The sequence below is a fragment of the Vibrio sp. B1Z05 genome (assembly GCF_052955985.1).
In genome coordinates, this window is sequence record NZ_CP130464.1 from 454,790 (window position 1) to 466,531 (window position 11,742).

Here is an 11,742-nt window from a genome sequence, read left to right on the forward strand (position 1 = left end):
TCCTTGTGAGTGACTTTAGTGTTCAAGAGCGGCGTCTTGCGTGGTCACTGGAATTGCTTGTCCAATGCGCAGCAGTTCCATCATTTTCAATGGTTGTCCGTGTGCATTTTTGATACTCATATTGCGATCGCTTTCAACCAAACGTTTATACAAATACACAATGGCGCCAATTCCAGAGGTGTCCATAAAGTCCACATGTTCTAGGTCGATTTCAATTTGCGGATGAAAATCATCGCTGAGCACATCATCAATGCATATTTGCGCCTGTTTACTGGCTTGAGCATTAAAATCACCAAAGACCGCTAGAGTCAGTAGAGTGTCGCTTGATTCGATTTTTTGTAGTTCCATGACATGATCTCCTAATTAAACATCGCTCTTGTGAGCGTATTTAATAGATAGCAGGAAGCGTGCCAGAAATATTATCATTTAAAAACAACGACTTATTGGCTTTTCTTAAATTGAGAAAAGCCGTTTCCTATTTTGATAACGTTGGATTCTTAAATGGAGAAGACTATGATTAGGCTCATTTAAGAGTACAAGGACAAACGATAAAGGGGCTTGTGGCTAGTAGTTAAACGACAGCTTAATGTTGCTAACGAAAAACCTAAGGTAAACAGCTTTTAGTTTTTACACCATTTTACTAGCATGTTTTGAATATCGGCGGAGCGATAAGGCTTAGTTAATACATCATCCATACCACAGTTAAAACACATCTCGCGCTCAGAAAGTGTGGTGCTTGCGGTTAGGGCAATAATGGGCATGTTCATCCCAAGACCGCGGATTTTTTGCGTTGCTTCAAAGCCATCCATAGTTGGCATTCGGCAATCCATTAAAATCATGCTGTAAGATTTGTTTGAAGTGGCGGTTACGGCTTCTAAACCATTGTTGGCAATATCGGGCACGATATTGAGCTTAGCCAGCATCTCTTTGATGATGATTTGATTCATACGTATATCGTCTACCACTAATACCGACAGGTCTTGCGGTAGCTGTTTGGTTAATTGCTTTGCAGGGTCTTTCGCGGCACTTGGCAGATGATCGACCTTGCGTAGCGGGATTTGGCCAGTAAACGTGGTGCCGACGTTGAGGGTACTTTGTAGGCTAATAGAACCGCCCATAAGTTGTATCAGTTGGTTACAAATGGCAAGCCCAAGCCCGGTACCTTCAAAACTGCGTTTGCTTGAGCGGTCAACTTGGGTAAAGGGTTGAAAAAGTTTTTTCTGCGCTTTGGGGCTAATACCAATCCCCGTATCAATCACTTGAAACTGCAATTGACCATTATTCCAACCTAAATTGAGCGTCACCGAGCCTTGGTCTGTAAATTTCACCGCATTGCCAATAAGATTGACAAATATTTGCGTGATACGCTCCATATCACCTTCTACGGCGCAGGGCACATCATCTGCGAGGTTAATGTGAAAGCTGAGAGCACGCTCCTGCGCTTTAGAGTTAAAAATGCTGGATAAAGTTTTTAATAGCGAACGTATTTCAAACTTACGCGGCAGTAGAGTAAACATGTCGGCGTTTATTTTGCTGTAATCCAGTAAATCATTAATGATGACACGTAAGAACTCGCCCGATTGCGACAGGTTCTCTACCAGATCTTGTTGGTGATCATCGAGTTCTGTTCCTTGTAGCAACTCGGAACTGCCCAATAAACCATTGAGCGGAGTGCGTAATTCATGGTTGATCATGGCTAAAAAATCGCGAGTGGCGCGCTCGGATTGTTCAGCCTTTTTCCTCGATTCAATATTGCGATAAATAATTTGCTGACGGTTAACGGCGCGACACAAAAGATCGGCAATTAAACGCAGAGGTTGCTCAATAAATTGGTGATCTTGTTCGGTGTCTTGTACGCCGATACTGAGTTGGCCTATCTTTTCTCGATTAACAATCAATGGAATATCAAGCTGTGACCCTCGCCACTGCAATTTGAAACTGTCTGGGTTTATCTGGATTTGATGGCCATAAAAGGGATGTTTAAGTCCTAAATTGAGAGTGGCGTTTAATTGCAGGTAGCAGGTTTTAATAAGCGAGCTTTCACACACCTTGCCAACCAATTGCGATAGTAAAACGTCATCCAAGTGGTGGTCTAAAAATGCTCGTCCAAAATAGATAAGTAGGGCATCGATTTGCTGTTGAAACTCAAGTTTAAGAATGTCTTGTGCCGATGACTTCTCCAACTGAGCGACAGCCAGTTCAAGCTTTTGATTGGTTTCAAAAAGCTCTAGGCTTTTTTGCTCTAACAAGCTTTCCGCTTGTTTTCGAGATGCCATTTCTCGAGCCAGTTTGCGTTGTATTAGCTTTAAATCAACATCTTGATCTGTCATAGCAATTCTCAGTATTGAGGTAAATTAATCAAGTAAAGTGATGTTAAAGCGAACTTCACTGCCGCTGTCATTTAAAGGCTTCATCTGTATATTGAGTTGCTGTCCAAAGTGGTTGGCACAACCTTTGATCAGCCCTAAACAAACGTGCGACATACAGCGAGCACTTTTATAATTCAGTATTAGCTCAGTTTCTGTTTCGGAAATAAACTCAAATGAAGGTGGCACAGCGTCAGGGTAGAGTTTTTTCACTTCTACGTGAATATAGTCTTCAACATGACGAATAAACTCAAAGCTATTGGTGCTATGCGCTAGTGCTGCGGCTGGTGGCATAGTGGCGAGCAGTTTTTTAAATACTGATTCACCAAACACTTCTTGCAGGTGTGCTGCCGGAATATCAGAAGTTTTACTTAGGTTGACAATAAGCGTGACCAGATCTTTGTGATCGTAACTGCCGACCGAAGTGTAAATACCTTCATCTTTGGACATTTCTAATACTTGATCCAACACCTCTAAGCCAAAGTGATTTTCAACCAACTCTAAAAACTCAGTGAAAATGATTCCTTTCATTGTTACTTTCTCCTAACAAACGTGCATTATCAATAACGATTCTTGTACAGGATCATAAGAAAAACAATAACTTCAGGTTAATTTGTCGATAAAGTGTGTGTTAGAGGGGAAATTACATTCCATTATCCATGAAGCGCAAGGTTAATTCTTTGTGAACACTTATTTTTTAATCAGGGACTCAATCACTCTTTTGATGAAAAGGTAAGCCTGAATCACTGCTTTGGCTGTGGATTTAGATTTGATGAAAATGAAAGATAAACATCCAAGGTAAGGTCTTTAAATAAACAGTCAGCTTAAGGAGGCTTGTATGCGCTTTATTTTATCGACGTTCCTTTTACCTTTAGTGACACAAATAGTGAGCTTAGGTACAGCCTATGCGCAAAGTGATTATCAAGTCTGGTCACATCAAGGAAAGCCGGCCCGCCTCATTGAGCTTTTCACCTCTGAAGGGTGTTCTAGCTGTCCGCCAGCGGATACATATTTGTCGAAATTTACCGCTAGGGAAGATTTGTGGCAGGGGATCATTCCGTTAGCTTACCATGTAGATTATTGGGATTATATTGGTTGGAAAGATCGCTTTGCCCATCCCTCTTTTAGTCAAAAACAACGTCTTTACCGCAGTTATGGGGTAGTCGCGAGTGTCTATACTCCAGGTTTTGTGGTGGATGGTAAAGAGTGGCGAGGCTTTTTCAATCCACTGAGTCGCACGCTTCCGCAAGCTCTAGGAGCAGTGGCGCCTAAATTGCGGTTAGAGCGTCGTAATGATAATTACAGTGTCACGTTTTTAGGCGAGGGAACTTATACCGCGCATATTGCATGGTTGGCGATGGGTGAGAAAACAGCAGTGAAAAAGGGCGAAAATAGGGGCAAAATCCTACACCATGATTTTATTGTGTTAGAACAACAAATAGCGGATCAGCGCACTCAAGCTCAGTGGACGTTTTCCCCGAATGATAGAGATAACACTAGAAAGATTGACGCTGTTGCAGTGTGGCTGACTAAGCCAGGTGAATTTGCCCCTTATCAGACAGTGGCAGGTTGGGTACGATAAATTAATCGAAATAGAAATAAGTTTGTTTCATTTATGAGATTGTTTTGTCTTTTTAGTTTGGTAGAGTGGTCAAAATACTTAATTAAAGAGAGCAGACGGATGCAACCAAAACTTGAAAAATATCAGGGTGTTATTTTTGATATGGACGGCACTCTTATCGATACTATGCCCGCTCATGTGGCGGCTTGGCAAACAACAGCCGATGAGTTCGGTTTTGATTTTGATCCTGCTTGGTTACACAGTTTAGGCGGAATGCCTAGCCATAAAATAGTGCTAGAAATAAATCGTCGTTTTGGCTTGGATCTGGATCCTGTTTTAGTGTCTGGCTTTAAACTGCAGCAGTTTGCGCAAAATGAAGTCAAAGGTGAGTTGATTGAGATCACGCATCAAGTGCTGCTAGACAATATGGATGACAAGAAAGTGGCGATAGGCACCGGCGCTCAACGACAAGGGGCGCACGAGTTACTAAAATCACGTGGTGTATTTGATTATTTTGACGCGGTAGTCACAGCAACTGAGGTTAATAATCATAAACCGTTCCCGGATACCTTTTTGTTAGCCGCTGAGCAGATAAAATGTCAACCGAGCCAGTGCGTAGTGTTTGAAGACACACTATTAGGTTTACAAGCGGCACATGCGGCCGGAATGGATTGTTATTTAGTGACCGAGACAGGCTTTGTGTTTAAACCCGTAGCGGAAGCGGTATTTACTGAATAATACCAATCACACTAAGTAAGTGATCAGAACTAGCGCAGGAAAAATGAGTTTATGAAAAACAAAAAGGACTTCCGTTATGAAGTCCTTTTTCAGTTTATATCAATTACTACTACTGGCGTTATTTAATATCCAGTAGTTCAACATCAAAAATTAGTGTTGCAGAGCCAGGGATTGGACCGTTGCCACTTTTGCCGTAGGCAAGGTTGCTCGGGATAAAGAAGCGGAATTTATCACCCACAACCATCAATTGTAAGCCTTCTTGCCAACCGTGAATCACGCGATTAAGTGGAAATTCGATAGGTTTATCACGCTCAACCGTGCTGTCAAACACTGTGCCGTCGATCAGTGTGCCATGATAGTGCACTTTGACGATACTGGTTGGTTGTGGGTGGATTTCTCCATCACCTTTAACTAACACTTCGTATTGCAGGCCGCTGTCTGTAGTGACTACGCCTTCACGCTGTCCGTTTTCTTGCAAAAATGCCTGACCAATAGCGATATTTTCTTTCCCCGTTTTGTGATTGGTCCAAACGCGGTAAATCATGAATGAAGCCAATAGCACGACTATGGCAGGAATGAGAAACTTAGACATGTGAGGCATTATCCTTTAGAAATTAAGAAGTTAATTGTATTGGCAATTGATTGAACATCATCATGAGCTGATGTGATCACCATATATTTGCCGTTTATGATAAAGGTAGGAACTGAGTTAATCATGCCTTTACCGGTAATATCGGCCGCGTTTGTAACCGCTGCGAACAGTTTTTCTTTCTGCGCTTGGTTGAGATCATAAGGTGAGGTCATGCCTTTATTATGAAATGCATTTTCTAATTTTTGTTTTCTCTGATCAGAGGTTAAGTCGTCACTGGCATGATAGAGGTTAAACAGTTCTGTCATCATTTCTTGATCAGGTTTACCTGAATCGGATTGCATGGCAGCGGCATAGTAGAACATGGCTGCAGCTTGTGCGCTTTCGTTGAAAGTAACGTGCACTTTACCGATAGGCTGATTAATACCTTGTTCTATTTCAGGCAGAAATTTTTCCATTTGTAGGCAATGCCCACAGGTTAATGAAAAGACTTCCACAACAGGCTCTTGTATCAAGCTACTGATGTCGTTAGGCAGTTCAGAATATTGCTTGTTTAATTCTGGTGTTTGATTTTCACTGCAGGCCGTCAGTAAAACCAAAGAAGCAAACAGCAGGCTAAGTGTTTTGATTATTTTTATCATAGTCTGTTAAGTCTTTATTGTAGGGTGGGTTAATGGGCGATAGAGATTACCGCCCTTAAAGTAATGTGTTTATCTGTCCCAGTACGCTTCCTCTAGGCTGTCTTCTCGTTCTGGCAGTGTTTTTGAAAGACGAGGAGAGTGTTGAGTGAGCAATTCATAACTGACACGGTTTGCGTATTTGCAAATTTGCGATAGAGACGAATAGGTTAAATATGGAGCATGATGTTTTTGTGACGCTGGAACATTTCTTTTGTGGTACGTGTTCGCCGCAATATCATGCAGCAATGCAGATAACGCGCCATCGCCTGCGCCATTGGTATTTTTAATTTCCAGAGGGCCGCCTAAATAAGGCGATATGTGCGAGTAAATGCGCACAGGCTCTTGGCAGTCGGTATAACGCATAGGGCGGCTATATTCGAATTTATTAAATTCAGGAATATTTCCTGGTAACAAGATAGATTCAGTTGGGCGTTTGCGTTCGTTTTCAGTGTAACCGGCCATATACAACCCAACAGAGCCTGCGGTACACAAGACCAAATCTACCCATTCTAAGGTTTTATCGGCTGCCAAAAGAGGATCTTTTTCACCGGTTAAGGCTTCCCCTTCTTCTTCGTTCATCGCTACGATAGTGACATTCGCTTTGATGAATTGCTGCCACCAATCGGCATTGCCTTCAATAACGTATTTTGTGCCTAAGGTTAGCACTACCGGGATATTGTTTTGTTTGGCGATTTCCACAGCGCGTTGCACCGCTTGTGGCATCGGGTCTTCTGGCTTGCCACGCATTAGGTAAGAGGAAACCACGAGCGCACTGGCTTTTTCGAACACATATTCAGGAATGCTTTCTGGAAGCAGTTGATTCATGTCGCCTTCGTTAATTGCAAAGGTGCGTTCGCCATCATCGGAAATCAGGGTATAGCAACGACCAATAGAACCGTCTACTTTTTGCAGGTGATTAAGGTTTACTCTCGAAGAGGTTCGACATAAGTAACGATAGGCGTAGCTACCCACATCAATATTTTTCGACATCACGCCCAGTAACACGGATTTACTGTCGGCCAATACTGAATAGTTGTGCAAGGTGTTGCCTATGGTATCGCCAGGGTGCTCGTGGGTAATCAAGTCTTTTTCTACCAACTCTTGGTAAAGAGCATCAGCCACTTCTTGCTCAACCACCAGAGAATGGCCTTTGCTCAAAGAGTACTTTGCCAAAAAGTCATCACTTACGCGCGCTTCAATATCTACAATCGTTTGTCCTACACCCACTATGGTTGGTCTTGATAACTTAGGGGTTTGACGGATCTGATTTACTAATGGATCGCGAGAATGGATCGGGAAGTAATGCTTTGACTTTCTTTGACCTGGAAACTTCATAAATTCGTAACATAAAATATAGATATGCAGAGTATATCACAGGGAATACTCTGCTCTTATCTATAACTGGCTAATTTGTAGGCGGTTAAACCTGCATAAATAAACCTTAGTAGGATACATCACTATTTTTAGCCGTGGCATCACCAACCGTCATTGGTTTAGCCGGCTCGGTGGTATTGCTTTTAGCAGATGATGAGGCTGTTGGCGCTGTGCCAGCAGGGTATTGGTAGGCCGCTGTACCCCATAATGGAACCGTTGATAGGCTGTGTTTATAACTGCCGGAAGTCTCTTTAGTGGAGTAAGACACATACATTAAAGTTTGTGAGTTTTTATCCAAAATACGACGAATTTTCATCGTTTTAAAGAAGACACTTTTTGATTTTTGAAAAACGATTTCACCGGATTTTGATGTGTCAATTTTGGCAATCATGTCTGCGGTAATTTCGCCAGTTTGTCGGCAAGAAATTGCTGAATCGGAAGGATCGGCAAGATCTAGATTCGCTTCAATGCTCGCAACATGACAGGTAACGCCAGTGACGATAGGGTCAACTAAAATATCGATTTTGATATCTTTAGTCGTAAAAAGACCAAGCGAGACATCACCAACTTCGTTTTTATCACACCCAACAAGAGTGAGTGCCAGCAGTGGAGCTAAAAGAGCAATTTTCTTCATTGCGGTTTTCCGAGAAATTATTAAGCCTATTAAGTACGTTAGAGTTTAACACATAGCGTCAGTCTTGTTTAAATAAGCGTTTGTTTGATAAAGAATTGTTCCAGCGTTATTCCGGGTGTATCCTTTAATCAAATTTTAAAACGAGCATCATTATGAGTAATGAGAAGTCAGAATCTAATATTGAACAACTACAGCAACTAAAGAATCAGTGGCTTTTTTCTCAGGTGGATGTGGACTTTCCTACGCGCGAAAGTGTATTGGGTAAGGCTTGTTATCTTGATTTGATTGAAGCGGAAAATACGATTGATGCTATAGAATTGTCAAAGATAGAAGCGCAATTAGCACATGCACAATTAGATTGGATAAAGGCCGATTTTCACAAATTGACGGTGCTCTTTTCACAATTTTTTGCCAAACATAGCCAAGTTCCAGTGGCATCTAAAGAATATCTACAAGAGTTCTTTGCGCAGATCATTTTAGATGAACAAGCACCACATTCATTGTGGTTAGGTTTCTCTGGTAACGAGGTCGCAGGGGTTGCTATCGTTTCCCTGTCTCATGATCCGCTATCCCAAGTAGGCGTCTTAGTGTCAGATTTGCTGCTCGATGATTCGCTAAACAGCAACGCTGAAATTTCATCCATACTCAATATTTTTTCAAATCAGTTAGCTCAAATCGAACATAAGCAATGCATCTATGTGCATAAGGCGACATGCATAAAGTGATCTGAGTCGGTTAATGAAAAACTTATCGTGCCTGAGCTAACAGTAAATAAATTAGTCTTTTCCCACTAGGCAAATTCTTGGTTATAAAGGGATTATAATCAGTGGAATGCTACGGAAAGGCAATCAATGAAATGTGTGATTTTTGACTGTGAAGGGACGTTAGTTGATAGCGAAAAACTATGCTGCCAAGCTTTGGTCAGTGTATTTAACAGCTTTGGCGCGCAATTAAGTATGGAAGACACGCTCAAGCATTTTAATGGTGGCAAGCTCACTGATATTTTGCTAGAAACCTCTGAGAGGCTCGGCGTTAAAGCCGACATTGATCAGTTGGCGATGATGTACCGCGAGAAAAGTAAGGTACTTTTTCAAGACCAATTAAACCCATCTAAAAATGCCATTATGGTTTTAGATAAGCTTAAAGAAATGGATATCGAAGTGTGCGTTGTTTCAAACGGACCGCTGAGCAAACTAGAGTATAAATTGGAAATCAGTGGCTTAGCTGGTTATTTCAAAGATGCTATGTTCAGTGCTTTTGAGGCGAACAGCTGGAAGCCTGATCCTGATCTTATCCAATACGCCGCAATGGGAATGGGCTTCCAAGGCAAAGACTGCTTGTTTGTTGATGATACGCTACAAGGTGTCCGTGCCGGCGTGGCGGCTAACATCACCACCTTGCATTATCGTCCCAATCACTTATCACCAAAATCGACTGCAGAAGGTGCGATCAGCATTCATGATTTAAGTGAAATTTTGCAATTTTGTACTGCAGAGTCAGTTAATTAGCACTCGTATTCGTACTGGATTTAGCACTTAGCGTTCCGCCGTAAGTCGAGTATACTCAGTTAAAATTTAATTGAGGTTTCCTACCTATAATGAATCAGCTTGCGCCTAGAAACCAAGTGGCTATTTTTGCTGACGTGCAGAATATCTACTACACCACTCGTGACGCTTATCGTCGAAACTTTGACTACAACGCGTTTTGGGCATTGGCAATGGAATATGGAGACATCGTTTCTGCACATGCCTACGCAATTGCCAGCCAAGATCCTAAGCAACGTCAATTTCATCATATCCTGCGAGGGATTGGTTTTCAGGTAAAACTAAAGCCTTATATTCAACGTGCAGACGGCAGTGCGAAAGGCGATTGGGACGTGGGTATTACCATAGATATTATGGAAAAAGCTCGCGACGTAGATACCATCATTTTGCTCTCTGGCGATGGTGATTTTGAGCTTTTGGTGAAGCATGTTGCGCAGCACTATAACTGCAAGGTGATTGTATTGGGCGTACCTCAACTGACTGCCAATGGTTTGATTGAGGTGGCCAGCGAATTTATCCCCATTAAAGATGCGCTTTTGAGATAGCACTCTTTATATAAAACACCACAAAATAACCAGAGCGCCCGTCTAGGAATACACGGACGAATAAGTGGAGGAATACCGCTAAATACACTTACGCGTGATTAGCGTAAGTCAGGCGCTCTGCTAGGTAATTGTTAGTCTTCTTTTTGTTGTGACGGCGTAGCATCAGTCACAGTATCTGTCGCATTTTCGTCTGCTTGCACATCTTCAACTTGAGCTGCTTCTTGTTCCATCTTCGCCCGTTCACTTTTTGAAATGTACTTTGGCTTGTTTGAACTGTGCAGTTTAGAGTTCTGCTTCTTTATTTTCTTCTTTAGGATCTGGTTGATCTTCTTCTTACGGTTCATTTTTTGACCTTAATTCGCATGACGGCGCTAAGACTAACATAAACCGTTAATGCGTGCTGTAAATTGGTTAAAGAAGGCAAAAATTGTCTTTAAGTGAACTGGGGCTGTACCTTGGTCACGCTTTACAAAAAACACCATAGAACCGACTAGGCAATTACTTTCGTATTTTGGCAATGAACGTATACTCTTAAAATACATAATAAAATTACTAGAAGTAGGCGATATGACTAAAACGTATGCGGAAATTTCAGGCTGGGGAAAGTGCTTACCACCAACAGTATTGAGTAATGATGATCTAGGTACATTTTTAGATACCTCAGATGAATGGATAAAGCCAAGAACCGGAATATCTGCGCGTAGAATTAGTCATGTACAAACCTCGGATTTGGCCACCGTTGCCGCGCAAAGAGCGATGGATTGTGCCGGTATTGAGCCGGGTGATTTGGATCTTATTATTGTTGCGACTTGTTCACCCGACACCCTTATCCCTAATATTGCGTCTAAGGTACAAAATAATTTATCGGCATTTAAAGCCGCCGCCTTTGATTTAAACGCAGCTTGTACCGGCTTTGTGTATGGCTTAGAAACCGCAACGCGCATGATTCAAGCAGGCAGTTATCAGCATGTGTTGGTGATTGGCGCAGAGAGACTGAGCTTTTTCATTGACTGGACTCAGCGTGACACCGCCGTATTATTTGGTGATGGCGCAGGTGCGGTGGTGCTGTCAAAAACTGAGCAAGAAGTTGGGTTACTACAAAGTAAACTGGGCTGTGATTCTGAAGGGCGTGACATCTTAGCGGTGCCTAGCTTTGGCACGTCAATGCAAAGATTCGCCGCCGATAATGGCTATTTCACCTTTAACTTTGTCGGGCGTGAGATCTTTAAACGTGCGGTAAAAGGCATGGGCAGTGCGGCGCATCATGTATTAAACGAAGCGCAGTTATCGACCTCTGCCATTGACGTGGTGATTCCGCATCAAGCCAATGTGCGCATTATTCAAACTTTGTGCGATATGGCAGGGATTGAGCAAGAAAAAGCGTTTATCAATATCCAAAATTACGGAAATACATCAGCGGCGACTGTGCCGATTGCCTTGTGTGAAGCAGCCGAGCAAGGCGTGATAAAGCCGGGCAGTGAAATATTAACCGCTGCGTTTGGCGCTGGATTAACTTGGGGGGCAGGGCGTATTCGTTGGGGCCAGCGAGTGACGCCAATAAAAGAGAGCGATGCAAGGCTGCCTAAATGTGAACAAACGGCATTGCAGTTGCTAGACCAAGCTATTTTGCATTGTAAGAACAATCCTAATAGAGGCTAATCGGCTCTCATTGCATCAATTTTATTCCTTATCTTTGTTTGTCTTGCTACAG

13 protein-coding genes and 1 pseudogene are annotated in these 11,742 nt (G+C 42.4%); 6 read left to right on the top strand and 8 right to left on the bottom strand.

The features are described from left to right. Nucleotides 1-15 precede the first annotated feature (15 nt). From QV280_RS14860 to QV280_RS14870, 3 genes are all read right to left on the bottom strand, one after another. Complete coding sequence (locus QV280_RS14860) at nucleotides 16-348, bottom strand: STAS domain-containing protein (RefSeq protein ID WP_023403721.1); 333 nt, start codon at nucleotides 346-348, stop codon at nucleotides 16-18. Between the two features lie 272 nt (nucleotides 349-620). Continuing rightward, entirely contained in the window at nucleotides 621-2,330 is a 1,710-nt protein-coding gene (locus tag QV280_RS14865) for an ATP-binding protein (RefSeq protein WP_152820782.1), read from the bottom strand. Between the two features lie 24 nt (nucleotides 2,331-2,354). Further along, complete coding sequence (locus tag QV280_RS14870; RefSeq protein ID WP_023403723.1) at nucleotides 2,355-2,897, bottom strand: heme NO-binding domain-containing protein; 543 nt, start codon at nucleotides 2,895-2,897, stop codon at nucleotides 2,355-2,357. Between the two features lie 307 nt (nucleotides 2,898-3,204). Here QV280_RS14870 and QV280_RS14875 point away from each other — a divergent pair, with 307 nt between their 5' ends. Together QV280_RS14875 and QV280_RS14880 are read left to right on the top strand one after the other, a co-directional pair. Further along, nucleotides 3,205-3,948: a DUF1223 domain-containing protein gene (locus tag QV280_RS14875; protein WP_023403724.1), complete on the top strand. Its 744-nt coding sequence runs from the start codon at nucleotides 3,205-3,207 to the stop codon at nucleotides 3,946-3,948. A 99-nt stretch (nucleotides 3,949-4,047) separates the two neighbouring features. Next, on the top strand, nucleotides 4,048-4,665 hold the full coding sequence (locus QV280_RS14880) for a beta-phosphoglucomutase family hydrolase (RefSeq protein WP_152820784.1): 618 nt from the start codon (nucleotides 4,048-4,050) through the stop codon (nucleotides 4,663-4,665). A 118-nt stretch (nucleotides 4,666-4,783) separates the two neighbouring features. Here the strand turns inward: QV280_RS14880 and QV280_RS14885 are convergent, their stop codons facing one another. From QV280_RS14885 to QV280_RS14900, 4 genes and pseudogenes are all read right to left on the bottom strand, one after another. Continuing rightward, the gene (locus QV280_RS14885; protein WP_023403726.1) at nucleotides 4,784-5,257 is read right to left on the bottom strand and encodes an FKBP-type peptidyl-prolyl cis-trans isomerase; all 474 of its coding nucleotides are present in this window, start codon (nucleotides 5,255-5,257) and stop codon (nucleotides 4,784-4,786) included. A gap of 8 nt (nucleotides 5,258-5,265) precedes the next feature. After that, a complete protein-coding gene (locus QV280_RS14890; RefSeq protein WP_152820786.1) occupies nucleotides 5,266-5,895 on the bottom strand; it encodes a thioredoxin domain-containing protein in 630 nt (209 codons plus the stop codon). A gap of 69 nt (nucleotides 5,896-5,964) precedes the next feature. Next, nucleotides 5,965-7,269, bottom strand: a complete 1,305-nt coding sequence (locus QV280_RS14895) for an inosine/guanosine kinase (protein ID WP_023403728.1) — start codon at nucleotides 7,267-7,269, stop codon at nucleotides 5,965-5,967. 223 nt (nucleotides 7,270-7,492) lie between these two features. Beyond that, nucleotides 7,493-7,942: pseudogene (locus tag QV280_RS14900) on the bottom strand (CreA family protein); the annotation flags it as partial. Nucleotides 7,943-8,094: 152 nt separating this feature from the next. Between QV280_RS14900 and QV280_RS14905 the strand changes: the two are divergent. The 3 genes from QV280_RS14905 (at nucleotide 8,095) to QV280_RS14915 (ending at nucleotide 10,031) form a co-directional block, all read left to right on the top strand. Further along, on the top strand, nucleotides 8,095-8,667 hold the full coding sequence (locus tag QV280_RS14905; protein WP_152820788.1) for a hypothetical protein: 573 nt from the start codon (nucleotides 8,095-8,097) through the stop codon (nucleotides 8,665-8,667). A gap of 126 nt (nucleotides 8,668-8,793) precedes the next feature. Next, on the top strand, nucleotides 8,794-9,450 hold the full coding sequence (locus QV280_RS14910) for an HAD-IA family hydrolase (RefSeq protein WP_023403731.1): 657 nt from the start codon (nucleotides 8,794-8,796) through the stop codon (nucleotides 9,448-9,450). A gap of 89 nt (nucleotides 9,451-9,539) precedes the next feature. Beyond that, nucleotides 9,540-10,031, top strand: coding sequence for a LabA-like NYN domain-containing protein (locus tag QV280_RS14915; protein ID WP_152820791.1), 492 nt, complete (start codon nucleotides 9,540-9,542; stop codon nucleotides 10,029-10,031). A gap of 131 nt (nucleotides 10,032-10,162) precedes the next feature. On the opposite strand, the gene QV280_RS14920 is transcribed toward QV280_RS14915, so the two are convergent. Next, a complete protein-coding gene (locus QV280_RS14920) occupies nucleotides 10,163-10,375 on the bottom strand; it encodes a DUF2986 domain-containing protein (protein ID WP_023403733.1) in 213 nt (70 codons plus the stop codon). 223 nt (nucleotides 10,376-10,598) lie between these two features. On the opposite strand from QV280_RS14920, the gene QV280_RS14925 reads away from it, so the two are divergent. Further along, on the top strand, nucleotides 10,599-11,690 hold the full coding sequence (locus tag QV280_RS14925; protein ID WP_152820792.1) for a ketoacyl-ACP synthase III: 1,092 nt from the start codon (nucleotides 10,599-10,601) through the stop codon (nucleotides 11,688-11,690). Nucleotides 11,691-11,742 lie beyond the last annotated feature (52 nt).